This is a genomic window from Pedobacter chitinilyticus (assembly GCF_003313385.1).
Classification (GTDB): domain Bacteria; phylum Bacteroidota; class Bacteroidia; order Sphingobacteriales; family Sphingobacteriaceae; genus Pedobacter; species Pedobacter chitinilyticus.
Genome location: NZ_QMHN01000002.1, coordinates 132,003 through 157,090 on the forward strand (window position 1 = coordinate 132,003; position 25,088 = coordinate 157,090).

Genomic DNA, 25,088 nt, shown 5'->3' on the forward strand with positions numbered 1-25,088 from the left:
AATATACAGTATGCTTATTCCAACATTTTTTGCCAAGCTGATCAGGGATTTCGATGAGCTTGGGTTTACGCTCTCGCTGATGGAAAAGATCAACCTCAAGCAGGAGCTTGCGTACTTTGATAACCGCAGGACCTTCTTTGCACTTCAGGGGAAGATCGATGGGACCGATTTTGAGGCTACCTTTTTTATCGTCAGGCCGAAGCACGAAAACTTTTTCGCTATCCGTCACTACCAGTTCAAGCTCAAAAGTGAAGGGACGCAAAAGTGCCAGGTCTTCAAGGTAAACTATCTTGAAAATGATTGGTTCCCCGTCAAACTAAAAGGGCCTATCTCAAAGATCATGGCCTACAACCTGCTATCGGGAAGGGCCGTCTTTAACGATGAAAGCAAGGCATGGTTACAGATCGATTTCTCTAAAAGGTGTTCCGAACTTTCACCGGCCGAACTTAACAGCGGTGATTACCTCATTAACGCCGACAGGTTCGATCAGCTCCACGATAATTTTGTAATGAGGAAATATGCCGATTTCGATCTGAAAAAGGAGCTTACGGCACTTGGAATTGATAACGTAGACGACGTTGAGAAAAGACTCCGCAACGGTGATGTTGTAAAGATCCAGGACGACAGGCAGAAGCTTTCCATGATGGTAAGTCCCAAGTTCCGCTACATCAGGAAAACAGTTGTCCAGCCGCACCGAATATCGCTTGGAGATGGAGCGTCGTTCAAAAACAGGATACGCAAAAGAAGAAAAAAATAATAAAGTCAGAAGTATTCTATCATTTGAAAAGCTTTTGATTTAAACCAACTATTAAATCGAAACGAAATGAAAAATCCGATCAAGTTCATGGGCTGCCGCGCCCGACCGTTCTGCAATCAAGCCGTACGTACCCTTTAATGCTGGCCAGTTTTTTCGCCAAACCGCTGCCCTTTCTTTTCAACCCCGACATTTCTATAGCTAATCCACTTACACCCAGCACATCTATATAAAATTATTTTTATCTTAGAGCACTTTAAACTCTCAACCCAAGCAGTACAATGATAGAACCCTCTATTAAGGATGAATTTCTGGACCTCTTCTATGCTGATATCGTTGATTTGGAACTTGAAAACTCCAATAGGCTCAATGTATTCACGCTGAGGATCAGCAATAACAGTTTTGCCTATAGTGATCTGGTAGAACATTTGGGAAACAAACTATATCATTTTGCCTTATCTAGGAACGAAATAAAAGTATTAAAGGAATCCGATCAGCTAAATACCTTAATTAGAAAATCGAAAGAAAAGCTCGTCGATTATATTGAAAGGGAAAAGGAGGAAAAAAAACTGACCGGAACAGAAGGTGGTGAATTAGGTGAACTCCTACTGTACTGTCTGCTCGAATGCCATTTAAAGGCGCCCAAGATCCTAACAAAACTGGAAATAAAAACGTCCCAACAGAAGTATGTCAATGGTGCCGATGGTGTCCACCTATTAAAGGTAAATGAGAAGGATTACCAATTGATCTTTGGGGAATCAAAACTGCACGCTGATCTTACCCAGGGCATCTATAAGGCATTCGAATCCATAGGTACACTCCTGGAAAACAGAAGCAAGAAACTCAATTTTGAAATTGATCTGGTGAACAGCCAGCTTTTAAAGGATACCTTTGACGATCAAACCTATAATACTATTAAAAAAATCCTCCTACCGAGTGCCAGGGAAGATGCTACCAATATGGATTATTCCTTCGGAATATTTCTCGGGTTTGACCTTGCCATCACTGAAGAGGAATTGAAGAAGAAAAATAGTGATTTTAGGGACGCGGTCCGAGCAAGGATTAAAAAGGAAATAGAGGAAAAAGTTGAATCGATCAACTTTCAGATAAGAAAGGAGCACTTCACCGGGTATAATTTCTATCTATATATCATCCCGTTCAGCGACCTGGCTAAAAATAGGCTGGAAATCATCAAAAGCATAAGCGAATGAGCGAAATATTAATTGATAAGCTGACTGAAGAGATTCTCAAAAATGAATACTTCCACAACCTATTGGATCGCTGTTCCACCTCGAATGCACTTCAAAATTTTCCTGGGCTCAGTGCAACTTCATGGTCGGAGTTGACTGACAAGGAGCTGAAGGACGCCTTGAGGTTTGCTGATCTTCTTTCAAACTCATCAGACAGCGACGCGCGCAGCTATGCCTACCAGATTGTCACTGATCTCAATCCTTCATTTGCGGAAAATCCATTCTATAAAACGGTGGCCAAAGCCGTGTATTCAAAGCTTGGTAATTATCCTGCAATAAATTTTCTTTCACTACGAAACGGCAATGAAGCAGAGATACCGTTTGACAGACTATTGCAGTCTGAGACAAAAAAACTTCTACAGGCAGTTCCGTTCCAAGAGGGACTCTACTTCACCGATACGCAGTTCAAGCTATACTCCCGGTTGATCGCCAGTTCGGAATTCAGTTTTTCCGGACCAACTTCGATGGGAAAATCTTTTATCATCAAGACGTTTATTAAAAATATCATAAGAAATAGTCCGCGTGAGAACTTAGTCATATTGGTACCAACCAGGGCACTTATCAACCAATTCACGATTGATCTAAAAAAGGACCTCAATGAAGACCTTAACCAGTTCAAGTACAAGGTCATCACAAACTCCAACGTAACGGAGCTGACAGAGGACAATTTTAATTATATCATGGTGCTCACTCCCGAGCGCCTTATCTCTTTCCTATCTAACGATCACCAGACACCGGTGGGCTTCCTGTTCGTCGATGAGGCGCATAAACTTGCCCAGATAAAAGACACCCGAAGTGTTACGACATACATGGCGATCGAGAAAAGTCTGTTCAAATTTGGCAGGAACCTCAAACTGTATTTTTCGTCCCCGAATGTTTCAAATCCGGAGATTTTCCTTAGCCTGTTCAATAGGAACGCAAATAATTTTTTTAAGACCACTGAGTCACCAGTTACGCAAAAAATATACTTTGTAGATCTGATAGAAAAAAGTATCGAGAAAATAAGCAAGGACAAAATCGTCAACAAACAGTTACCCTTTGACGATAGGCTGGTCGATATCAACAGCATAATTTCATTGCTCGGCAGAGATCAAAACAACCTCATCTACAACAACAGCAAAACCAAAACGATTAATACTTCGAAAAGCTTTGCCGATACAAGAAAGGTAACAGAGGATGAGCCTCCTGAAGTGTCAAAAGCAATCTCGCAGATCAGGGAATATGTACATCCCGATTATTACTTGGCTGAATTGATCAGCAAAGGTGTCGCTTACCATCACGGTAAACTGCCACAGCTTATTCGCAACATCGTCGAAATACTTTACAAAAACGAAAATGTAAAATATGTCTTCTGTACTTCGACATTGCTCGAGGGCGTGAATATGCCGACTAAAAACCTGTTCGTACTCAATAACCAGAATGGCAGAAGCAAATTGCAGGAAATCGATTTCTGGAACCTTGTCGGTAGAGCAGGCCGCTTGAACGTGGAACTTTCGGGAAACATCTACTGCGTGCGCCACGATGATTGCAATTGGGACAACAGGGAAAAATTATTTGAAAAAGGAGACCTAACGATAGTACCCACCGTCACTGCAAGGATCGACAAGAACCTGAAGAAGATAGAAAAAATATTACAGGAGCAGGATATTTCGGGACCAGAAACTGAACAGGATGTACTTAAATACATTGCAAATATCATCTCTATTGATACCCTTCAACTGAAGGGTTCCTATCAAAGTCCTCTTATCACGAAACTGATCGAGGAGAAAAAGGATAAAATCATAGAGCTTGCAAAATCAAAGGTCCAAAATATTAATGTTCCTTTCGGCGTCCTGAATGGAAATGCATCGATCAATATTAGTATCCAGGAAAAGGTATATAATCAATTACTGAAGGCGCATCAACGCGGGGAAAAAATTGTATTGCCAAGCAGTAATAGCGACCAGTTTTACGAGACCTGCTTGGCCCTATTGGAAAAGTTCCATCAATTATACGAGTGGCACAATGCAGAGAAAAAACTTCGAAGCCTGAATAGCATGTCGTACTATGCGATGTTAATGAACAAATGGATCAGTGGTTTCAGTCTAAGCCAGATCATCCAGCAGTCGCTGGACTACTATGAAACTTCGGGAAGTACTATTGAAGTGGATCACCAAGTTTATTTACCATTTGAAAAGGGAAATATTCAGCACATCAATATCGTGATCGAGAACATCATCGAAGATTTGGAATACGTGCTAAGGTTTCTCTTAGAAAAGTACTTTAATCACTATTACCAGGTACTGATCGGTATCCTCGGCGAAGAAAATGCGGCGGAAAACTGGTCAAGCCTGCTTGAATACGGTACCCAGAACCGTATCGTTATAGCTCTTCAAAATATTGGCCTGTCAAGACATACCGCAATAGCTGTTTATTCAAAAGGAAGAAATCATCTTGTAATAGAGGAGAAAAAATTAAAAAGTGTCGACAAACAGGGGCTATTAAAAGTCTTTAAGGTTAGCTCAATTGAATATGATGAAATTCTACACATGCTCTAATGACCTGCGCTTAAAATCTCATCGGATTTGAAAAAGTAAATACGACAGCTCCTTTCCAAAATTAGTTCTAAAATTTAATCGTCGCTACGGATTCCAACCGATGAATAGAGCTCAGTCACCAGATCTGATTGCCAGTACTCCTTAGTATCTATATCCATTATCGTTAACCGCCCTTCATGCGAGGTACCAGTATCAAGATTGAAGATATTGAACGCCTTCATCGGCTGATCGGTATTCCAGTTTTGTGTTGGTGTGTGCCCTATGAAGATCTCTGCGAATTTTGTTTTACATGTTAGTTCCAAACCGCTATCGGCATGTGCCAATGCCTCTTTCCATAAGCTCCTGTCCCAATAGAATTCTTCTGCATCCTGCTGGTCAAACGGGAGCGCTCTATTAAATCCTCCATGCACAAAACAGCGGTTCTCTTTATCGATAAAATGGGTGAGCTGTGAAGTAAAAAAAGCCCGGTGTGATGCGGGAATATCCGTTGGAACAAGTGCCGATTTATATCCATTGCCGCGCTGAAAAAACATCCCTTCCTTTCCAGCATGCTTTAGATATGAATCAAGCGTTCCCCTTCCTCCATGGTTCCAGAAGTAGGGATGATATTCCGTATCTATAAATTCCCTGAACCAATCATCATGGTTTCCCTTGATCGCGATAAGGTTTTTGATGCCCATCAGTTCCTCCACACATTCGTATACCTGGCCGTATCCATCTACCACATCACCGGTCTGCACCAGCAGATCATTTTGATGATCGAAACCACAACGCTCAAAGCATTGCAGCATCGCCAGGTGCGCGCCATGGATATCGGCCATCACAAATTTTCTCATCTCATATCTAGGCCTTAAGATACGAAAAACACCGACAACCTGTAGGATGGATAAGCTATAAAATTGTTCCGGAAGCTAAAAAAGAGTGTTTTCACTCTAAAAAAAGAATGTTTTCACTCTTTTTTTACAGCGATAGCTTGCTTAGGTTTGATATGTTGTTTAAACTTCCCCATCATGCTGTACTACAGTATGGTGCACAAATAGACCCGAACAACAGCAATATTCGCTATTTATTTTGCCGGCAGCAGCTATATTTGAAGTCCTTAAAACGATGATATAGGCCTTCGGCTTTATAGATAAAAAAATTGCGTAAGCTATTTCTTGCTCTGAAAACCGCCAATTCGAAGTACACAAGAAATAGACTGAATGCTCCACCATGTGCGGGCATTGGTCTATTTGTGTGCGGGTACGGCGGTACCTCAGAGCGGTAGGCTGATGTCCCGCGCAATTTTTGAATGTCTGGCTAGGATCTAGGGAAGAATTTTCTTCTTTAATGACCATAAGACGAAGCAGACAGTGAGACCTTAAATCAAGCACTACTCTAGGAGTACATGCTCCCGCTCCAGCGCAGGCACCATTTTCACTAGTTTTTCTTCTGCATCCAGTACGCCAATTGTTTTTTTTTTTTACCGCAAGGTGGTAATGATGCCCTGAAAATTAGTTAAATTCTGTAACAGAAGTATTTTACAGCGCTGCCCAGTAATACTTCAGGAGATCGTTCAGCCTCTCAAAGAGAACATCAAACTACACTTATCACCAAGACCATGAAAAACATATTGCTCATAGCAGCAACTTCAATTTCGATATTATTCAGTTTCGATTCTTCCGCACAACTGAAAGTTTTTCCCGCCAATCGGGTCGCTATTGGCCCTACCTTCGGATCGACCCTTCCCGGAACGGAGACCGTCTTTATTAACGGCGGGGTTGATATTACCTGTATTCCATCTTCCAACGGCATCTCCATCGCCGCGATGAGCAGCAGTGCACCCATCATCGTGCCCCAGTGGAACCATTCGGCATGGATCGGCCGTCCAGGCTTCGCTTTTTTCAGGACCTATTCCCGTGAGCTGTTTACATTAAGCGGAGGTGTGCTGGGATACTCCGATATCCGCCTGAAGAGCAACCTCAGACCGCTCAATGGTTTCAATGCGCTCGATCAGATACTAAAGATCAAGACCTATACCTTCGACTACAATGATCTGCTGTTCAAGAACATTCCTGCCGACAGGAAGGCAAAACTTGAAAGCGAGAGCAAGAACCTGATTGGTTTTGTTGCCCAGGAACTCAGGGAAGTCGTGCCCCAGGCAGTGACCTTCGACGAAGAAGCTGGCTACTATGCTGTGAACAGCACGGTACTAATTCCGCTGTTGGTTGAAGCGATCAAACAGCAGCAGGCACAGATCGACGAGCTTAAGCATCGTCTGGAAGAGCTCAAAAAATAAAAGCACCTACATGAGGGTACTGGCTGCAATACTGATGGTGACCACGATCCTTTCCTGCAAGAAGGACAGGGAAAAGTACGTATCCCCAGACGATGGGAACTTTAATGTTAGCGCATTACTTTCCATGAACGGCCAGTGTGTAATAGAATTTTATGTCTACATGGCCAGTGATCCCAAGATCAGGGAATACCTTGAAATGGATAAGGGTGGTGCCTTTTGCTATGCATGTGTGAACGACAGTGCCCAAAAAATGCTCTCGGATACCAATCAGTGGAACCTCGATACACTCCAGATCACCTGCAGGTTAGCGACCTCCGAGGAATTAGCAAGTCAATGCGCCAAGGGCAAGCACCTGTACCTGACCAAGGTGACCAATGTATCTATAATTAATCAGCGACGCCGATGAAAAAATTGCTATCAGTATTTGTAAGCTGTTGTTTGCTATCCTGCCACAAGGATCCACAGATCAATCTTGCTAGGCCAGCAAGTTTCACCATGCAGGCGTACTATGTACGAGCCAACTGGTGCCTGACCGGAATGGTTGCAATCGATGTCAGGGATGCCGATTTGCGAAAGTACATGATGAGCTTTGCAAAGGACACCGGTCAGCGGGACATATTCTTTTTCACCTGTATCGGCGATAGTTCTGAATTTCTTTTTCAGAATCCCAACTATAAGGATTTTGACACTTTCGACATCACCATTCGTTACCCCAAAGGACGCGAAGGAGCTTTTACCTGCACCGGAGATTGGACCTTTCCCTTCTCGCTGATGTACGTTACCAAGATCAAAAAACACTAAACCATAAACCAAATAAAATATGAAGCATATTATCCATATAATGTGTCTGCTCGGTCTCATGGCTTTCCTTGATTGTAAGGCGCAGCCCATTGACGTCGGGGATTCACTGACGACTTTCGTTTTATACAGGGACGTTCCCTTTTATATAGATCGGGTGCCCAACCGCTTCTGGGTGCGCTACAAACTGGGGCCGGATGACCTTCCTATTGCAACTCCGCCCGATTCCATGGTGGTGCACCACATCCACAATGGCGGCTATATTCTGCGGGGCGACTCCGTTGCCCTCCTTAATATGCTGGAACCGTACATCGATGGCTTCCAGCCGACCTATAAGCACAGGCCGCTTCCCCCGGAATATGAAAACCTTAGGGATAGGCTCGACAGTAATTATATCGTCTCCTGCGAGATACTGCTCTACCCGATTGCGGGAAAGGAAGCAATGCTGGAGGACTATATCGCCGGACTCCATGTGGCAAATCTGGAAAAAGATGGCAAGTTTTGGACGGTGACGGTCAACCTTGGTCAGAACTCGGTGGTACTAGCTAACCAGATTGCCGTTCGCGGCTATACTGTTTATTGTAATGCCAATCACTATATCCAGATGGAGGTGGCATCTATCCCGAATGATCCCTATTATGGGAAACAGTTCTACCTGCGGAACACTGGGCAGGTCATCAACGACGGTGCATCGGGAACCCCTGGCGCCGATATCAATATCGAACCAGCCTGGGACCTGACCAAGGGAGATACCAATGTCAAGATCGCCGTTGTCGATGAAGGTGTTACCGACAACCATCCCGATATGCCTTCGTCGTCACAACTGCGCTTCGCTAGAAGCAATTTTTCTACAGGCCTGTTTACCGAAGCAAATACCTATGATGCAAGTAATACTAGGGCATTCGATCCCAACCTACCTTCATGGATACAGCCAGGGGACCCTAGTCCCAGCCACTTCTTTCACAACTATCATGGCAATGCCTGTGCAGGCATTATAGGGGCGCAGCACAATAATCAGGGAATTGCGGGAATAGCGCCAAATACGATTATTGTTCCCATCAAGGTCCCATTCCCCTCCACCACAGTAGGCAAATACAGATCGGTACCTGAAAATATTTATTCTTTTGCCATTCGGCAGGGTTATCTGGATTTTGTGGATATCAGCAATAACAGCTATGGAGGTACGGGCTACCCTTACGAATCTTCCCCTACCTTGGAGACCGCGATCAAGGACATGGTAGCAGATGGAAGGGGAGGCAGGGGAACTGTCGTCCTATTCTGCGCGCACAATTGGGGGGCGCAGTATCCGCAAGGATCACTTCCAGCATTGATCGACGTACCGGGACTGATCGTGGTCGGCGCCACCGATATGAACGACCAAAAACCACCCTACAGCAACTACGGGCTTAATATCGATATCGCAGCGCCATCGGGCAGACAGCCGGTCCGCACCTACGGTTTTAACTACGATGTATGGACGGCAGATATTCCAGGCAATGTCGGGGCGAACCCTTGGCATCAGAGACCAGAGATGTTGGGCATTGACGACCTCACTGTCGGCGCGATCGATCCTGCCACCGGACCTAATTATGATGCTTTTACCGCATTTTTTAGCGGGACTTCCGCGTCTACGCCAATGGTTGCCGCAGTTGCAGGGCTGATGATCAGTGAAAATCCGTGTCTTTATGCCACAGAAGTAGAAACTGTGCTCAAGCGCAATGCCGATAAGGTTGGAGGTTACGATTACTACAGCAGCCCCGTTCCAGGGTTTTCACAGGAACTTGGTTACGGACGGCTCAATGCTTATAAGGCCATCACCGATCCCCAGTTCCAACAGAATGTGACCTATACTGGTGTGATGTACACAAAGGCAGGCACATTGACCGCGGGTAGGAATGTGACCGGTAACTTGCCTGTTGGGAATGTCACCGTAAAGAGCGGTGCGGACGTTAACTACAGGGGCGTATATGGAGTGACCATGACCGAAGGTTTTTCGGTTGAACCTGGGGCCACTTTTCTTGCCGAATGCGTACCGGTAAAGACAAGTTGCGCTAGATGGGATGATCTGGCAATGCCATCATTGGACCAACAGGCGATTATGCGGGCTTCTGGAGCGATGACGGTAAGACCCAAAGCAAACCCTATGCTTTATGGCAGCAAGCAGGAAATTGCTCAAAGCCTTCACAAAAAGGAGATACATTCGGAGCTCAGCCGAAATATCCAGCTGGATGTATATCCCAATCCAGCGGCACAGAATAGTGTAGAGATCAAGTTCAGCCACGTACTGCTGGAAGAAGCGCGTATCGAGATGTATGATATGCAGGGCATTCTCGCAGGTCACTGGGAAGCAGGTGTTGGACAACATACCCTACAACTGGATATCGGCCAGCTCAGAACAGGCATTTATACCTTAACGATTACCTATGAAGGTAGAAATACCGTCAAACGTATCGTTAAATTATAGTAAACCATTTACGGTTATAAACGGTGTTAAAGCTTTCTATAGCATTGTTTTTAGCGAATGTCGAAAAGTAGACGGCAGCCTCTATTGAAGCTGCCGTCTTTACCTGATAAGATATTTGCGCGGTGGCATTCAAAGTGCACCGTGCGGGTTTACGGGTTATCAACGATGGGCGCCGTGGTTGGCGTCCATCATTTTTTATAGCTCCAATATAATGTTATTTCCTTGAAACCTTTCGAACGATGGTTTCGCCGTTGCCAATGATTCGGATAAGGTAGACACCTTTTGGGCTGGATGACAGATCAAACGATATCCGCTCCTCTCCTGCCGAAATCTTCTTTGTTGCCATTACCTTTCCCGAAAGATCGGTCAACTCTGCACGCTCAAATCTTCCAGCGCCAAGGTCCACCGTTGCCGTCCCCGTCGTCGGGTTCGGATATGCGGCAAAGGCGCCTCCCAAAAAAGAAATGTGGGCAGCACCTTCGGCAAGATCAGCCATCGTGCCGTCGTCATCGAGCTGCGAAAGACGATAGTAGTTGTTTCCGTTGCGGGGAAAACGATCGGTGAAGGTATAGATTTCTGCCACTCCTGCAGCAACCTCCCCCACTTTGGTAAACTCGCCGCCATCGCCCTTTCTATGGATGATAAACGCTTTGTTGTTGCGCTGCTGGGCTACCCTCCAGGTAAGCCTCACGCTGTTGCCGGCATCGGCCTTTGCCGAAAAATCGATCAGACGAACAGGTAGCGTACCTGAGATTGGTCCTCTTAGCGCACTCTCCACCGCAGTTCCCGCAACCGATCCATCGTTGACCGTAACCTGGAAACTGATGAACTTGTTCACATCAGCAGCCGTAAGGACATAGGTTTTGGTAACTGGTGCCAGCTGTACCTTGTTCAGGCCACTGCCGTTATCTGACCGGAACCATTTGAACGTTGAGCCCGTCTCCGCATCGCCGTCCGTATCTGTATAGGTATATGCGCCTGTGAGCGTCTCTCCCAGCTCCAGCGTTCCGGTATGGCTTACGGCACTGGCCGTTGGGACCGTATTGAAGATCGGATTGGTACCGGGAAAGGAACCGGTGGCAGAACCGGGCACGAGGTCGTAAGTGACCGCATCGTCGCTCCCCCAGTTTGATCTATTGCAGATCCTTGCCAGCATATCGGCTTTGGTACCACCCACGGCTCCGGTATAGGCGTAGTTGTCCAGCGAGGAAACCGTCGTAGTGGGAAAACCGATCGCATTGGTCCCGTTGGCCAGTCCCGTGGGAAGGTTGCTTAACGAGTTGCCAGAGGTGGCCGTGGTGTTCCAGCCATTGACCACATCGGCGCCAAGGTTACCTGCATTGAAACCGAAGATAAATGTCGGTGAGGCCAGCGAACCCTGGTAGATCAGTACCTGATCGCCATTGGTACCGAACGGCGAGGCAGTGGCGGTACTGGTCCAGCCGTTGACCACGGTCAGTGTCCCCACCGCTGGAGATGAAACAACAGATGGCGACGCGCCCGACGTGATCGCAAAACGGATGACCGTTCCCTTTTTGATAACACCCGTGGTCGTCCAACTGAAGATGCCTTCGGTGGTGATGTCCGCCATAAAAGAGCCACCAGAAGTGGCCGTCCAGCCCTTGTCGGTAATAAAGATCGTTTCCCCCGAATTGATCGTTGCCAGTGTCACCACTGCAAAATCCTTGGTAGTCGTTGAACCATCGCTATTATAGCCGACAACTGCAATGTCGCCGACGCCCACTGTGGCCCAGGCGGATTGGGATGCCGCCCCCAGCATTGTCAGGAGCATTGCCCCCAGCAGCTTTTTAGCTGCGCTTTTGTAATCTTTCATCATTGTGATATGTATTTGGGTTTTGAAAAAAATGCATAAAAAAAGGCCTGCATCCGTATGCAGGCCTTGTATGGTTTACACGAAAAAAAATTGTTCAATAGGATTCCAGTGATCGATAGTCCACTATCAAATCCATACCTGATCAGGGCCGGTGGTGAGATACGCAACATTAATTTCAGAGCTATTGAGAGTAAAGCTATGAATAAAATTACAGACGGAAGAAAATTAACACAGTGAAAATGTTTCTCCTTCTCAAGCCCAGAAAAACCCTCGCAATATGCATGCTATACACGGACAGGTCGCCCTACTTGGTTTTCGTTTGCTTTTGGATTGATCGCATGATATCCTCAGCCCAACGATCGATCCTTTCCACCGCGGTACCATCACGGCGGCGTGCCTGTTGGAAAAGGACAAACTTTTCACGCTCCAGCTCCCAGTCCTTCAGCGTGAAGATCCGTTCGGTAACCTTTCTTTTCGTGCTCACATAGTCGTACAGATCCTGGTACGGCAACAGCCCGCTCAGGGTCTTTTGTATTTCCTTTACCGTACCTGGCCTGATCAATTGGTACAGTTCCTGTAATAGATCATATAGGATCGTACTGGGTGCAGAGGCAAGAACGGCCTTACCAATGCTCGGCAGCCCGATCTCGGAAAAATGTAACGAGAGCACCAGCCTCAGTCCCTCTTCCATCGACATACAGAGATCCGTCGTGTAGTAGGCATATTTCAGTTTGAACTCTTCGAGGGAAAAATCATCCGAACAGCTATTGATCGCATAGGAAAGATGTTCGTTCTCGACCCTATCAGCAAAGCTCATCAAAGGCACGATTCTTTTACCGTTCCTACTTTCCTGGAACCTCGGTGCAGAAAGCAGTTCGTAGATGGCGCTCTTGAAATAGATCGGCCTTCGCTGATAGGTCACCTGGCAATACAAGGGATGGCTATTCCTGCCATGGAACGGCACCTCTTTCAACCATTGGTTGAGATAGGTCTTATAGCTAACCTTATACTTCTTTGCCATGGCTAAAAATAATAAAAATACCAACCGATAAAATGTTATAATATATTTCATTTCATAGTAACATTTTATTATATTCGTACTGCTAAGCAGCAGGAGGATAGTGTGATGGATAAGATGAAGAAAGGTTCTTCCGGGCAGGAGGTCATGGAGGGAGACTGCCCAAACTTTGGGAAAAGCGAACTGCAGCTATTGGAGCTCGTCGCGCAGATCATTGTGGAAATGGTAATGGAGGACGACAGCGAAGAGAAAAAACGGCCGGGCTGATCAACAATTTAGCCCGATCGGGAAAACAGAAAACAATTTAATACGGCTAAAAAGCAATTATGGTCGCGACAAAAAAAACCGTTGGCTACCTTGGAACAGGCAGCTGCAATCAACCAAAATCCTCGTCTGAACATCAGCTTGATTCGATGAAGAATTATTGTCTTGAGAACGCACTAAAGCTCATGAGCATCTACGGCGATACCGCACGAAAACAACCAAATGATAAGGAGTAAAATATATGACCAGAACGAACAGGGCTATAGGCTATAGGAGGCTAAGTGATAAGGACCAGTCAAAGTATTCATTGGCGCATCAGGATGAAGCGATCAAGAACTACTGCAGCAGGAATGGTCTTGAGCTCATCAACATGTTTACCGACAACGGCGAATGCAGCGATACGTTTGATAGGGCCGATTACCGCGCACTGGAAGCCTTTATCAAAAAGAACAAGGGCGAGGCAGGATATCTTATCGTAATGCACCACGACAGATTTTCAAGAAATCTTCCCGAGGCACTCATGAAGATAGATGAGCTGGAAAGCAAATACCGCATCAAGGTATTGGCAACAAGCGAAGATGTAAATCTTGATACAAAAGATCCCGCTGTCTTTATGCAGAGAGCATTCAATTACCTTATGGCCAACTCCGAACTGCTACGAATCAGGCAGCGCACCAAAGATGGAATTCGGATGGCACAATCCCAGGGCCGGTTCGTCAATGTCGCACCATTTGGATATATCAACGCACGGGATGCAGAAGGCAAGAGCGTCCTTCTAATTGATGATGCAAAAGCGCTGATCGTTAAGATGGTCTTTGAGGAGTATCTATTGGGTACCCCTATCTATCTTATCTATGATATGGCAAAGAAAATGGGCTTTACCAGAACGGGAAATAGCGCCATCCATAATCTTTTAAACAACAGTCTATATGCTGGCCTTGTAAAAGTCAATGGTGATCGGAAAAACCCCGATAAGCTTGTCAAGGGAATTCACCAGCCTATCATAAAGGAAGCTGACTACTGGCTTGCCCAGGAATACCTTGGCAACAAACGACCTTCAAAGACGCAGCCAAGGGATGAATTCCCGTTGCGGGGAATATTGAAATGTTGGTGCGGCAATAGTATGACGGCAGGATATTCAAAAGGTCGTAAGCAATACTATCTCTACTATAGATGCACAGTTCACGGTGGTTGCAACATACCAGGTAATATGTTGCATGAAAAGTTCGAGGAACTACTTCAATTACTTAGCTTCAGCCAGCACCAGGTTGACCATATCAGGCAAAGATGTCTGGCACTATTAAACGATGCAACTAAGAACCAAACCACCTTATTGGCTTCAAGAGAAAAACAGCTGAAAGACATCGCTAACAAAATTGATAAACTCGAAGAGCGTTTGATGAATGATGAGATCAACGCAGATACCTACAAAAAATGGCAACGTAAATTCTCACAGGACAAAGCACTTTTGTTCGACGAAATTGAAAGCAGCAGAAGTGGACAGAGAGAGCAAAAACTCAAAAAGCTAAATCGTTTACTTCCCCTGATGAGCAACATAAGAATGATCTATTCTAATGCTACCCTTTCACGTAAGCAATCTTTAATTCGGGGTGTGTTCAAACATAATCTCACGTACGTCGATGGTACGTTTAGAACCGCTTCCATCGAACCAGCATTCCGAGATAACGCATTGATAGCCAATAAAAAAGGCCTCCTCGAAATCGAAGAGGCCAAAGACATTTGGGATGAAATCCCATCCAGTACCCAGAAGCAGATTCGAACTGCCACGCCGTTGCCAGCGCCACCCCCTCAAGATGGTGCGTCTACCAATTTCGCCACCTGGGTATCTTAATGCTGCAAAGATATCATTTGAATTGAAAAAAATACAGGAATATCAAATTGTTTTTAGCATCCCAACAAACTAAACAACTAACCAACTAAAAAACCAAACTACAACTCAATAGTCAAGCCATCGTAAGCCAGCTTAATGTGAGCTGGCAATTCCTTGCTCACTTCGGCATGTAAACCCAAGTTGTGGCTAATGTGGGTAAAATAAGTCATCTCTGCCCCTACTTTATTCGCTAGTTCAATCGCTTCAGAAAAAGTTAAATGAGAAATATGGTCCTCCTTCTGCAGGGCATTCAACACCAAAACCTTGGTTCCTTTTATTTTCTCCAAAGATGCTTCACTAATGGTTTTGGCATCCGTGATGTAGGTAAAATCCCCAATCCTGTAGCCTAAAATGGGCAATTTATAGTGCATTACCTCAAATGGAACGATGGTGTTTTCCCCAATAGCAAAGGGTTCATCAGTAATGGTATGCAAGTTAATTTGTGGCAGACCATGGTATTTAGTATCTGCGAAAATATATTGGAATTCTCTTTTTAAAGCCTCTTGTACCCGTTCAGTTGCATAAATATCTATCCGTTTTTTAAGGATATAGTTATAGGGGCGAATATCATCCAATCCCGCCACGTGATCTTTATGCTCGTGCGTATAAAGAATGGCATCCAGATCATCAACCCCTGCCCGAAGCATTTGGTATCTGAAATCAGGGCCGCTGTCAATCACGATACTTTTATCGGCTGTCTTTACCCAAACAGAAACCCTTAATCGTTGATCTTTTTTATCGGCAGACTGGCATACTACACATTTACAACCAATTACTGGAATGCCTTGTGATGTGCCCGTACCTAAAAAAGTAATCTTCAAAATAGTTGTTTTACGTGATTTTCGAAGATAATAAAAAAGGGCTTAAGCTACTAGCCTAAACCCTTTTCGATGTATAATTAATTTTAATTCAGTTACCTCAAATCAACCACTTCAACCCCTGGATATTTTTTGGCATCAAAAGCAAAGGTAGTTTCAGGAACTTTAACGTTGGGTGAAAACGTTTTTACATTGTACGTGTAAGTATTACCATTTTTCTCAAAAATCACAATGTTGGCAATTTGTTTAGCCGCTTTATCAATGCTCAAACGCACTTTAAATACATTTTTCTTGATATCTGTCGGTGATAAGTCAATCATTTGATAAACCTTTGAACCTACTTTTTGCTCGCCAGTATAAATGTACTTGAAGCCTTTTTCGTAAATGGTAAATATTTTGGCAGGATTTAAGGCTTCGCCGCTAGGATCAACATTAGAAACCTGTACTTCTTTATCGTTTTTCAAGTAAGTCCATTGCACCTTACCATCGCTAATCAACTCTTGGTTAGTCATAGCTACTTTATATTTATTGGCGTTAGCTTTTACGTATAAAGTACCTTGTTGTGTTTCTTTTACCTTGGCTTGCTTATTATCCAACGTAAAGGTAAAATCAGTTTTCACCACATCATACGAACGGTATTTCTTACTTACTTCTGCTAAAATTGCTTTGGCTTTTGGATCTGTTTGTGCTGATGCTACCGAAGCAAAAACACCTAGTGCTAAAAACGCTATGATTGCTCTCTTCATTTTATCTATTATTCTAAATTCTTTTAACTATTGTTAAGGTTACTCAAGAATTGTTCCAAAGCGTATTCATCAGGAATTAAAACTTCTCTTGCCTTGCTGCCTTCAAACGGACCAACCACTCCCGCAGCTTCCAATTGGTCAATGATTCTACCTGCCCTATTGTAGCCCAATTTCATTTTCCTTTGAATCAATGAAGTAGAACCTTGTTGGTGCATTACAATCAATCTGGCCGCATCTTCAAACAATGGATCTTTGTCATCTGGATCAAATTCTTTAGATGAACCTTCCCCGTTTTCATCAACATATTCAGGCAACAAGTAGGCATCAGGATAGCCGCGTTGGTTACCGATAAAATCAGAAATACGATCTACTTCTGGCGTGTCTACAAAAGCACATTGTAGCCTAATCAAGTCGCTACCAGTAGCTAAAAGCATATCACCCCTACCAATCAACTGATCAGCACCACCACTGTCTAAAATGGTACGGGAGTCAATTTTTGACAGTACCCTAAACGCCAATCTGGCAGGAAAGTTGGCCTTAATGGTACCTGTAATTACGTTTACTGATGGACGTTGTGTGGCCAATACCAAGTGAATACCAATCGCACGAGCCAACTGCGCTAAACGGGCAATTGGTGTTTCCACTTCCTTACCAGCCGTCATGATCAAATCGGCAAACTCATCCACCACCAAGACAATGTAAGGTAGGAAACGGTGACCATTATTAGGGTTCAGCTTGCGCTTGATGAATTTTTCGTTGTACTCTTTGAGGTTCCTCACCATCGCATCTTTCAACAAATCATAACGTTGATCCATCTCAATACACAAAGAGTTCAAAGTATGCACCACCTTTTTGGTATCGGTAATGATCGCATCTTCCCCACCTGGCAATTTAGCCAAGAAATGACGTTCTATTTTATTGAATAGCGTGAGTTCTACCTTTTTAGGGTCGACCAATACAAACTTCAATTGTGAAGGATGTTTCTTGTAAAGCAACGACACCAAAATAGAGTTAATCCCTACCGATTTACCTTGTCCCGTAGCACCTGCTACCAACAAGTGGGGCATTTTGGCCAAATCGGCAATGTAAACTTCGTTACTAATGGTTTTACCCAAAGCAATAGGCAAATCCATGTTCGATTGCTGAAACTTCTCTGTAGCCAACACACTTCTCATGGCCACCATCTCTGGATGGGAATTTGGCACCTCAATACCAATAGTTCCTTTACCAGGCATTGGCGCAATGATACGGATCCCCAAAGCCGCTAAACTTAGGGCGATGTCGTCTTCCAAATTTTTGATCTTAGAAATACGGACGCCTGGCGCTGGGATAATTTCGTAAAGTGTTACGGTTGGACCAATCGTAGCCTTAATCTTATCAATTTCAATATTGTAGTGATTTAAGGTCTCTACAATTTTATTTTTATTAGCCTCTAATTCGTCGGCATTTACCGAGATTTTGTTGGTGCCGTAATTTTCTAATAAATCTAAGTGAGGATATTTATAGTGTGATAAATCCAAGGTTGGATCATAGTTGCCAAATTGCTCTACCAACTCATCCGATTTAGCTTCTTCTTCTGTTTTCTCAATGATAAATGCAGGTTCTTCTGCTTTCTCAGCTACTTTTGGCGTAGGGGTAATTTCCATCGCCAAACTCGCTGCTGGACTTAGCGTTTCCACCACAGGAGCAACTACTGGTGCAGCCACCGTTGGCGTAAGCAACACATTGGTAGGTAACGGAATGCCTGCATTGTCATCATCCTCCACCTCTGGTTCTTTCCTATCAAACCTACTAGGCGTTAACGTAATGTTCTGCTCTATCTTCTGTTGATTTCTATATCTATCATTTAAACTAAACTCAACGGGTTCCGACTTCGTTTCGTCTTCCAGTTCTATATTTTCAGGCACTTCAGGATCAACAATCCTTCTTGGATTAGGTGCTGGCTGTTTTTCTGGGATTTTAAAATCAATATTGTAAGCTACAATCAATACCGAAAGCCCTAAGAAAATCAATAGACCCGCAACACCAGTTCTACCAATCTGCACTTCTAGCAGCTTATTGCTCCAATAACCAAACTCACCTTCAAGAAAATGTGGAGTTTTAGCAAAAAACGAGTGTCCAAAACCAAAAGCCAAGGATACGAACAACAAGAAAAAGAAGCTATAAGCCAATACTTTTTCAATAGCGAATATCCTTACCTTTAACAGCATGCGATAGCCAATCACAAAAAACACAAATACGAATAGGAAAGAGGCGACACCAAACCATTCGTAAATAAATTGGTGTGACAATAAAGCGCCTATTTTACCCAGCCAGTTTTGTACAATCGGATCTTCAACACCACTTTGCTTTAGTTCGTCGATACTTTTAAACAGGTTGCTCCATCCACCGTTGGCATCAATCACGTAACTCTGGTCTTCTTCCCATGTAAAAATGTAAGAGGTAAAGGCCACCAAGAAATAAATAGAAAAGATAATGAACAACAAGCCGATAATTTTGACCAGTCGCCCATCCTGAAGGTTAAAATTTGGAAGATATTCGGCTTTTACTCGGGGCTCTTTAGGACTATTTTTTTGCCCACTTTTACCTGATTCTGCATTTTGTTTAAAAGAATTGGATTTAAATGAATTTCCCCTTACCGACATCGTATCGTTTATAATTTTAATGAACAAATATAAGAAACTGTTTATATTCTTTTACTTTCCGCCCCCTTTAACTTGTTTGCTTCAAAATTTGAAGCAAGGCTTTAAACCTTATTAAAGCTGTATAGTCTTAAACATGTTCAGCAATTAATTTATTGTATAGGTTTTTTATTTTAGTTTTATCCTGCACAGCAGCTAACTGTGCAGGATTTTTTGTTTTAAAAATGTTAATAAATTTTCGTTAATTTAACCTGTTGGCGAAAACTAATTTATAAAATGGACATTACGCAACTCGAGACGCTTATAGAAAACAACCAATTAGAGGAAATTGTAGCCCTTTTGTCGCAAAAACCTAGCTTGGCAACCCAACTGACTTCCCACCAGATTTCGCCCATGCTATTGGCCTGCTACTATAAAAAAATGGATATAGCCAATGCCATCGTAGAGTTTATGCCTGAGCTAAGCATTTTTGATGCTTGTGCCGTAGGTAAATTTGATGATGTCACGCTACTCGTGTTTAAAAATCCGAAGATCGTTAACGAATATTCTGTAGATGGTTTTACCCCTCTTGGGTTGGCCTGCTACTTTGGCCACGAAGAAATTGCTCGTTTTCTGGTATTAAAAGGTGCCGAAGTAAACTTGCCAAGTAAAAATGGCTTTAACGTTTTCCCGATCCACTCTGCCGTGGCAAGCAACAACTACAATATTGCCAAAATGCTGTTGGACGCTGGTGCTTATCCCAACGTATGTCAAAAATCGGGTGTGGCACCGTTGCATAGTGCTGCTCAATTGGGAAATATAGAAATGATTATCCTTTTGCTGGAACATGGCGCCGAAGTAACCTTAAGAATGGAAGGTGGCAAACTGCCTGCTGATTTAGCTGCCGATAAAGGTTTTAACGAAATAGCAGAAATTTTAAGGGACGACGATTAATGGAGTTACGAGTTAAAGGTTGAAAGTTAAAAGCAGTTTAAATCAAGTCAATAAATAACTATTGTCTATATACTATTTAACCTGTAACGCAAAACTCGTAACCCGCAACTCAGCTACTCCCAAACCCTCAATCTAATACGTTTCATGTAGTTCCTGATATCCAACACTACAGCAGCTAAAATATAGAACAGGATAGGAAACCCTACAGCCAAAAACGAGGAATAGATAAAAAACAGACGTACCTTGGCGGTACTCATATTCAACTTATTAGCCAAATAGGCGGAAACCCCAAAGCTGCGTTGTTCAAAGAAAGTAACGATACGTTGAAACATTTTACCTGATTTTATATCCTAATTTACAAAATTAATAGATAAGCGCTACATTTTAAATTCGAATTTTATAACGTGACATTTCTAGGTTCTGATATGAATATGATTAGAAATGTTCGCATTCAGAAAAAATCACTTAGTGATATTAGGATCACCGTATAAAAGAACAGTCCAGCAAAAGATTGCTGAACTGTATAATTAAATTTAGCCACAGATGCACAGATCGCGTTGTCGTCAAATCAAATTGAACGTTTATAGTTTCTCATTCAACAATAACTTTTAGCACAAAAATCTTTTGCCTTCTTTCAACTATTTTATCTGTGCATCTGTGGCTATATTTTAAATAACCGATTATAGTCTATTTTTTAGCATTAAGCGTAAGGCCAATTTCAACATCTTTTGAAATCATCCAGTTTTCCGGGCTACCTTCTGTTTTATAATTAATTCCCCAAGCACTTCTATCAATTACAAATTTAGCTGAAGCGGTCACTGAAGTGGCAGTCACTTGAACTTTTGCAGGGAAGGTTACGTTTAATGTTTTGTCTTTAAGGGTCAAGTTACCACTGATCAAATAATTTGGATCGGCAATTAGGCTAGCGCCATCTGCTGCAGTATATGGAGCCACTTTAGTAATGACGAACTTAGCGGTTGGTGCTTTCTCAACATCAAAGAAATCTGGACTTTTCAAGTGTCCTTCAAGATCTGTAGCTTTTTTGCCTTCTTCTGTTACCGATGCGGGATCAACTTGAAGAGATTTCATATCTACTAAAAACTCACCCCCATTTACGGAATCCTTTTCTACGGAAATAGTTCCAGAAGTAACTTTGATTTTACCCCAACGCGGTGCCAATCCACCTTTGTGAGCACCTTTCCAATCTACCGAAGTAGTTAGCGTGTCAATCATGAAGTTTTCACCTTTTTGTTCAGCAGCAGTCTGCTCCGTGGTTGTTGTGGTATTGTTCGACGAACCTCCACAAGATGCCAGTAAAAAAAGCGCAGGCAGCGCAAAAAGTAATTTTCTCATTTTTCTGATTTTAATTATTAAAGTTTAGTTTAACTACAAATGATGGCCACAAAACTAAGCTGCTTTAAACGCATAGCTCTTGACCTATGTTAAGAATTTCAAGCCAACATTTATTTACATTTACGAAATCACAATTAACCCTATCTTTTCAAAATCTTCAAACCAATACCACAATTTAAGCATTTTTTCTGGTCGCAGTAGTTTTTTCTCAACTGTAATAAAGCCTGTGTCTGATAAGCATTTTCTATATCCACTCCTGCATTTTCATATTGGGAAATCACTTTGTTTTTTTCCGCAGCAATACTTTCCAATAAATAGAAAGCCCTGGTTTGATAATTGGCCTGCTGCGTGTATTTCCCGTAGGCAAACAAAAATAAGCTCACGGTATTAATCAAAATATGATCAATGGATTGTGTGCCCAATTGCACATTCACATGCGCTGTTTCTTTATTAAAGTGGTAATGCGTTTCCCAAAATTTGTTTACTGGTAAATCCTCAAACAACAGATGCAATTCCTTGATCTTCTTCACTTCTAACACCGAAGAAAATAAATGGTTTGATTTTACAATGAGCGCTGCAAATTGTGCTAACCTAAGTGTAGGGAAATTTTGCGGACGCATCCTCAGGAATTTCCATAAGGCAACACCCATATCCTGTAAGCCGTACTTCTTCTTTAAAAAAGTATATTCCTTTTTTAACAAATTAGGATACTCCGCTTCAAACTGCTGGTTTAAAAAACCTGCCTGCCCAAAAACCAGTGCTTCAATCTGCATCGCTTGATTTTTATGCTTGGCAAATAAATGTTGTGGCAAGCTTTGCGCCAACAACTGCATCGACAAAGCATTTACCTTAAAACCAAAGCTTCTGGCCATAAAGTGATAAAAGGTTTCGTCCCAATTGCCATTCAATTGCTCCAAACGTTCAAAAACTTCATCACATTTCTGTTCCATCCGTTCTACCAATACCCTGGGCAAAAACCCATTGATCACAAAGCCGTCAATTTCACCAATCTGTTTTTCGCATGGGAAAGCATAAGGAGCACCAATTAACGCTTGATATTTTTCTAGTAACTGTTCGGTGATTCTTCCTTTCAAAGAAAGGGTTGGCAATGTAGCACCATCTGCCGTTTGAACTTGCATATCATCATCCAGCACCACATGTAAAATTACATTATTGTAGGCGGCATCGTTTTGATGACCATGGGCATACCAATCCGAAGACTTCAAGTGAATTTCAACCTGCCCTGCCCAAGTGGTTTCCCCGATGATGATCTTGGCGTCTGTAAAATCGGGACCTGCATGCTTATTGGCATAGCCACAATTTAAAATTTGTATACGTTCATGATTGGTCGTTTGCAGCTCCGTACTATCATAAAGTCTCAACTGCCATATTAAATGAATAAGTTCTTCAGGTATACGCATAACGAAAGTTAAGTAATAAATCCATCAACTCATTAACTTAAAACTTATCCGATTAAGCTATTTTACTTCCGCTTTTTTATAGTTGGTAATAAACACACCCAGTATAATCAATACGGTAGCAATCAGCAAATCATAGGTAACGGTTTCATTAAGCACGAGCCAACCTAAGAAGATGGCAATAATGGTATTGAAATAAGATAAAATGGAAACTTCGGTAGCACTTACTCGCTTTAACGCATAGTTGTAACAGAAAAAACCTACCACCGAGCCAAACACACCCAAATAAACAATGGCAGCCAAACTTTGCCATGTCCACTGACTAATATCCGTTGATGGAGAAACCAAGGAAGCAATGATCAATTGAGCCACAGCGGCATAAGCGAACTGATAAAACAAGTCTAAAAAGAGGTTCTCACTTTTGTGCGCATATTTCTTGGTATAAATAGTTCCTGCCGCCCAACCAGAAATGGCCATGGCTAAATAGGTAACCCCTGTTTTATAGTTTGGATCCAGCAAGTCGCCAATGCCATCTCTAAAAATAAAGGCTACGCCACTAAAGCCTACCAATACACCAATAAAACCTTTTAAGCTTGCTTTTTGTAAGCCGAAAACTACACTTCCTAAAAACACTATGATGGGTGAAAGGGCGGTAAGCAAAGACGTTAATCCGCTGGGGATACTCTCTTCAGCTACAGTAGTCATGCCATTGGCAACAATGATCATTAAGCTGGCTACCAATATTTGACGGCCCAGGCTTTTCCAACCTATCCATTTAAATTGGCCTTTAGCAAGTAAAATAGTAAGCAATATGCTCGAAGCAACCACCTGCCTTAAGCCTGCCACAAACCAAGCAGGAATGGTATGCACCGCAATGCGAATTCCCAAATAAGTGGTTCCCCACACAATGGCAATGGCAAAAAGGGCTACAATAAGCTTTACATCTTTTTTTTGCTTCATATCAGCTGAGCAGCTGTTAAGATCTGCTCCATTTCTTGTTGAAGTGCTAAAGCTTCTTCTCTAGCTTTTTCGGCAAAATCTTCACCGCTACCTGCATAAATAATGCTACGGGCCGCATTGACCAACAAACCACATTGTAGGTTTAAGCCATGCTCGCAAACGGCACTTAAGCTACCGCCTTGCGCCCCTACTCCTGGCACCAATAAAAAGTTATCAGGGGCTAAACGACGTATATTTTGAAACTCCTCTGGCTTGGTTGCACCTACCACGTACATCATTTGCTCACTGCTGGCCCATTGAGATGAAGTCGTAATGACCTGCTCGTACAATTTTTGGTCGTCGCTTTGTTTAGTTTGAAAATCTTTACTGCCCTCATTAGAAGTCAGCGCCAATAAAATAACCCATTTATCTTCATAGCTTAAAAACGGAGAAACCGAGTCTCTTCCCATGTAAGGGGCTACGGTTACCGAGTCAAAGCTCATTTCGGAACTGGCTTCGTTAAAAAAAGCTTCTGCATACATGGCCGAAGTATTTCCAATATCGCCACGCTTAGCATCGGCAATGGTAAATACATCTTTAGGAAAATGTTGCCAAGTTTTAACCAAGGTGCTCCAACCTTTTACACCTCTAGTCTCATAAAAAGCGGTATTGGGCTTATAGGCCACGCATAAATCATGCGTTGCATCAATCAACTGCTTGTTAAACTCAAGTATAGGGTCCTCGTATTTTAACAAATGCTTAGGTAGTTTATCCAAAACTGGATCTAAACCGATGCATAAGAAAGACTTTTTACGTTGAATTTGCTCAAATAGTTGCTGCTTGTTCATTTTTTTGGTGCGATTTTATGGATTGCTGCAAAGATGCTAATAATAGTTTTCAGTTCACAGTTTTCAGTTCACAGTTTTCAGTTCACAGTTTTCAGTTCACAGTTCTCAATTGTCAATTTAGTGCAAAAACTTCGTAGGTTTTGAAAACCTGCGAGGTTTAGATAATAACGATACTTGTCATCCTGTACGCAGTGAAAGATCTAAAGCCAAAGCATTAAAGGAGTAGATTCCTCCTAAAGTTGGAATGATCAACAAAGTTTCCGCAACACGCTCATACGCCTACAGGTCTTAGCCACAAGGCGG

General features: G+C 42.9%; 20 protein-coding genes, 1 tRNA gene and 1 pseudogene. 10 read left to right on the forward strand and 12 right to left on the reverse strand.

The window, feature by feature from the left end:
• The first annotated feature begins 10 nt into the window (after positions 1–10).
• From DUT70_RS07490 to DUT70_RS07500, 3 genes are all read left to right on the forward strand, one after another.
• Positions 11–757, forward strand: coding sequence for a hypothetical protein (locus DUT70_RS07490; protein WP_113646714.1), 747 nt, complete (start codon positions 11–13; stop codon positions 755–757).
• 278 nt (positions 758–1,035) lie between these two features.
• Positions 1,036–1,965: a HamA C-terminal domain-containing protein gene (locus tag DUT70_RS07495; RefSeq protein ID WP_113646715.1), complete on the forward strand. Its 930-nt coding sequence runs from the start codon at positions 1,036–1,038 to the stop codon at positions 1,963–1,965.
• Positions 1,962–4,541, forward strand: coding sequence for a DEAD/DEAH box helicase (locus DUT70_RS07500; protein WP_113646716.1), 2,580 nt, complete (start codon positions 1,962–1,964; stop codon positions 4,539–4,541). The genes DUT70_RS07495 and DUT70_RS07500 overlap by 4 nt, the downstream gene beginning before the upstream one ends.
• A gap of 74 nt (positions 4,542–4,615) precedes the next feature.
• Here DUT70_RS07500 and DUT70_RS07505 read toward each other — a convergent pair whose 3' ends face one another.
• On the reverse strand, positions 4,616–5,377 hold the full coding sequence (locus DUT70_RS07505) for a metallophosphoesterase (RefSeq protein WP_113646717.1): 762 nt from the start codon (positions 5,375–5,377) through the stop codon (positions 4,616–4,618).
• Between the two features lie 764 nt (positions 5,378–6,141).
• Between DUT70_RS07505 and DUT70_RS07510 the strand changes: the two genes are divergently transcribed.
• From DUT70_RS07510 to DUT70_RS07525, 4 genes are read left to right on the forward strand one after another with little or no spacing between them, the layout of a single operon-like run.
• Positions 6,142–6,819, forward strand: coding sequence for a tail fiber domain-containing protein (locus DUT70_RS07510; RefSeq protein WP_113646718.1), 678 nt, complete (start codon positions 6,142–6,144; stop codon positions 6,817–6,819).
• A 10-nt stretch (positions 6,820–6,829) separates the two neighbouring features.
• On the forward strand, positions 6,830–7,225 hold the full coding sequence (locus DUT70_RS07515) for a hypothetical protein (RefSeq protein ID WP_113646719.1): 396 nt from the start codon (positions 6,830–6,832) through the stop codon (positions 7,223–7,225).
• Positions 7,222–7,620 carry a hypothetical protein gene (locus tag DUT70_RS21150; protein WP_128353336.1) on the forward strand — a complete coding sequence of 133 codons (399 nt, stop codon included), beginning with the start codon at positions 7,222–7,224 and terminating at the stop codon, positions 7,618–7,620. The genes DUT70_RS07515 and DUT70_RS21150 overlap by 4 nt, the downstream gene beginning before the upstream one ends.
• A 19-nt stretch (positions 7,621–7,639) precedes the next feature.
• Positions 7,640–10,081 (forward strand): S8/S53 family peptidase, encoded by a 2,442-nt coding sequence (locus tag DUT70_RS07525; protein ID WP_113646721.1) that lies wholly within the window; start codon positions 7,640–7,642, stop codon positions 10,079–10,081.
• A 214-nt stretch (positions 10,082–10,295) separates the two neighbouring features.
• Here DUT70_RS07525 and DUT70_RS07530 read toward each other — a convergent pair whose 3' ends face one another.
• Both DUT70_RS07530 and DUT70_RS07540 read right to left on the reverse strand, forming a co-directional pair.
• Positions 10,296–11,918, reverse strand: coding sequence for a T9SS type A sorting domain-containing protein (locus DUT70_RS07530; protein WP_113646722.1), 1,623 nt, complete (start codon positions 11,916–11,918; stop codon positions 10,296–10,298).
• A 301-nt stretch (positions 11,919–12,219) separates the two neighbouring features.
• The gene (locus DUT70_RS07540; RefSeq protein ID WP_128353337.1) at positions 12,220–12,936 is read right to left on the reverse strand and encodes a hypothetical protein; all 717 of its coding nucleotides are present in this window, start codon (positions 12,934–12,936) and stop codon (positions 12,220–12,222) included.
• Between the two features lie 105 nt (positions 12,937–13,041).
• Here DUT70_RS07540 and DUT70_RS21325 point away from each other — a divergent pair, with 105 nt between their 5' ends.
• Both DUT70_RS21325 and DUT70_RS21545 read left to right on the forward strand, forming a co-directional pair.
• The gene (locus tag DUT70_RS21325; RefSeq protein ID WP_205529759.1) at positions 13,042–13,200 is read left to right on the forward strand and encodes a hypothetical protein; all 159 of its coding nucleotides are present in this window, start codon (positions 13,042–13,044) and stop codon (positions 13,198–13,200) included.
• Positions 13,201–13,438: 238 nt separating this feature from the next.
• Positions 13,439–14,224: pseudogene (locus tag DUT70_RS21545) on the forward strand (recombinase family protein); the annotation flags it as partial.
• A 734-nt stretch (positions 14,225–14,958) separates the two neighbouring features.
• Here the strand turns inward: DUT70_RS21545 and DUT70_RS07550 are convergent.
• The 4 genes from DUT70_RS07550 to DUT70_RS07565 form a co-directional block, all read right to left on the reverse strand.
• Positions 14,959–15,042, reverse strand: a tRNA-Leu gene (locus tag DUT70_RS07550).
• Between the two features lie 105 nt (positions 15,043–15,147).
• Positions 15,148–15,909, reverse strand: a complete 762-nt coding sequence (locus tag DUT70_RS07555; RefSeq protein WP_113646725.1) for an MBL fold metallo-hydrolase — start codon at positions 15,907–15,909, stop codon at positions 15,148–15,150.
• 92 nt (positions 15,910–16,001) lie between these two features.
• Entirely contained in the window at positions 16,002–16,652 is a 651-nt protein-coding gene (locus DUT70_RS07560; protein ID WP_113646726.1) for a LolA family protein, read from the reverse strand.
• A gap of 23 nt (positions 16,653–16,675) precedes the next feature.
• Complete coding sequence (locus DUT70_RS07565; protein ID WP_113646727.1) at positions 16,676–19,297, reverse strand: FtsK/SpoIIIE family DNA translocase; 2,622 nt, start codon at positions 19,295–19,297, stop codon at positions 16,676–16,678.
• A 273-nt stretch (positions 19,298–19,570) separates the two neighbouring features.
• Here DUT70_RS07565 and DUT70_RS07570 point away from each other — a divergent pair, with 273 nt between their 5' ends.
• Positions 19,571–20,227: an ankyrin repeat domain-containing protein gene (locus tag DUT70_RS07570; RefSeq protein ID WP_113646728.1), complete on the forward strand. Its 657-nt coding sequence runs from the start codon at positions 19,571–19,573 to the stop codon at positions 20,225–20,227.
• Between the two features lie 113 nt (positions 20,228–20,340).
• Here DUT70_RS07570 and DUT70_RS07575 read toward each other — a convergent pair whose 3' ends face one another.
• The 5 genes from DUT70_RS07575 to pyrF all read right to left on the reverse strand — a co-directional run bounded on the left by DUT70_RS07575 (position 20,341) and on the right by pyrF (position 24,785).
• Entirely contained in the window at positions 20,341–20,559 is a 219-nt protein-coding gene (locus tag DUT70_RS07575; RefSeq protein ID WP_113646729.1) for a PspC domain-containing protein, read from the reverse strand.
• Positions 20,560–20,914: 355 nt separating this feature from the next.
• A complete protein-coding gene (locus DUT70_RS07580) occupies positions 20,915–21,580 on the reverse strand; it encodes a YceI family protein (protein ID WP_113646730.1) in 666 nt (221 codons plus the stop codon).
• Positions 21,581–21,720: 140 nt separating this feature from the next.
• On the reverse strand, positions 21,721–23,001 hold the full coding sequence (locus DUT70_RS07585; RefSeq protein ID WP_113646731.1) for a DUF2851 family protein: 1,281 nt from the start codon (positions 22,999–23,001) through the stop codon (positions 21,721–21,723).
• A gap of 57 nt (positions 23,002–23,058) precedes the next feature.
• On the reverse strand, positions 23,059–23,958 hold the full coding sequence (locus DUT70_RS07590) for a DMT family transporter (protein WP_113646732.1): 900 nt from the start codon (positions 23,956–23,958) through the stop codon (positions 23,059–23,061).
• Positions 23,955–24,785 (reverse strand): orotidine-5'-phosphate decarboxylase, encoded by an 831-nt coding sequence (gene pyrF, locus DUT70_RS07595; protein ID WP_113646733.1) that lies wholly within the window; start codon positions 24,783–24,785, stop codon positions 23,955–23,957. Before pyrF ends, DUT70_RS07590 begins: the two co-directional genes overlap by 4 nt.
• Positions 24,786–25,088 lie beyond the last annotated feature (303 nt).

What these genes read in the sequence shown, in the direction of transcription:
- DUT70_RS07505 (WP_113646717.1), bottom strand. Translation starts at nt 5,377, where the DNA reads ATGAGAAAATTTGTGATGGCCGATATCCATGGCGCGCACCTGGCGATG.
- DUT70_RS07490 (WP_113646714.1), top strand. Translation starts at nt 11, where the DNA reads ATGCTTATTCCAACATTTTTTGCCAAGCTGATCAGGGATTTCGATGAG.
- DUT70_RS21325 (WP_205529759.1), top strand. Translation starts at nt 13,042, where the DNA reads ATGGATAAGATGAAGAAAGGTTCTTCCGGGCAGGAGGTCATGGAGGGA.
- DUT70_RS07585 (WP_113646731.1), bottom strand. Translation starts at nt 23,001, where the DNA reads ATGCGTATACCTGAAGAACTTATTCATTTAATATGGCAGTTGAGACTT.
- DUT70_RS07590 (WP_113646732.1), bottom strand. Translation starts at nt 23,958, where the DNA reads ATGAAGCAAAAAAAAGATGTAAAGCTTATTGTAGCCCTTTTTGCCATT.
- DUT70_RS07570 (WP_113646728.1), top strand. Translation starts at nt 19,571, where the DNA reads ATGGACATTACGCAACTCGAGACGCTTATAGAAAACAACCAATTAGAG.
- DUT70_RS21150 (WP_128353336.1), top strand. Translation starts at nt 7,222, where the DNA reads ATGAAAAAATTGCTATCAGTATTTGTAAGCTGTTGTTTGCTATCCTGC.
- DUT70_RS07560 (WP_113646726.1), bottom strand. Translation starts at nt 16,652, where the DNA reads ATGAAGAGAGCAATCATAGCGTTTTTAGCACTAGGTGTTTTTGCTTCG.
- DUT70_RS07565 (WP_113646727.1), bottom strand. Translation starts at nt 19,297, where the DNA reads ATGTCGGTAAGGGGAAATTCATTTAAATCCAATTCTTTTAAACAAAAT.
- DUT70_RS07510 (WP_113646718.1), top strand. Translation starts at nt 6,142, where the DNA reads ATGAAAAACATATTGCTCATAGCAGCAACTTCAATTTCGATATTATTC.
- pyrF (WP_113646733.1), bottom strand. Translation starts at nt 24,785, where the DNA reads ATGAACAAGCAGCAACTATTTGAGCAAATTCAACGTAAAAAGTCTTTC.
- DUT70_RS07530 (WP_113646722.1), bottom strand. Translation starts at nt 11,918, where the DNA reads ATGATGAAAGATTACAAAAGCGCAGCTAAAAAGCTGCTGGGGGCAATG.
- DUT70_RS07500 (WP_113646716.1), top strand. Translation starts at nt 1,962, where the DNA reads ATGAGCGAAATATTAATTGATAAGCTGACTGAAGAGATTCTCAAAAAT.
- DUT70_RS07515 (WP_113646719.1), top strand. Translation starts at nt 6,830, where the DNA reads ATGAGGGTACTGGCTGCAATACTGATGGTGACCACGATCCTTTCCTGC.
- DUT70_RS07495 (WP_113646715.1), top strand. Translation starts at nt 1,036, where the DNA reads ATGATAGAACCCTCTATTAAGGATGAATTTCTGGACCTCTTCTATGCT.
- DUT70_RS07575 (WP_113646729.1), bottom strand. Translation starts at nt 20,559, where the DNA reads ATGTTTCAACGTATCGTTACTTTCTTTGAACAACGCAGCTTTGGGGTT.
- DUT70_RS07580 (WP_113646730.1), bottom strand. Translation starts at nt 21,580, where the DNA reads ATGAGAAAATTACTTTTTGCGCTGCCTGCGCTTTTTTTACTGGCATCT.
- DUT70_RS07540 (WP_128353337.1), bottom strand. Translation starts at nt 12,936, where the DNA reads ATGGCAAAGAAGTATAAGGTTAGCTATAAGACCTATCTCAACCAATGG.
- DUT70_RS07525 (WP_113646721.1), top strand. Translation starts at nt 7,640, where the DNA reads ATGAAGCATATTATCCATATAATGTGTCTGCTCGGTCTCATGGCTTTC.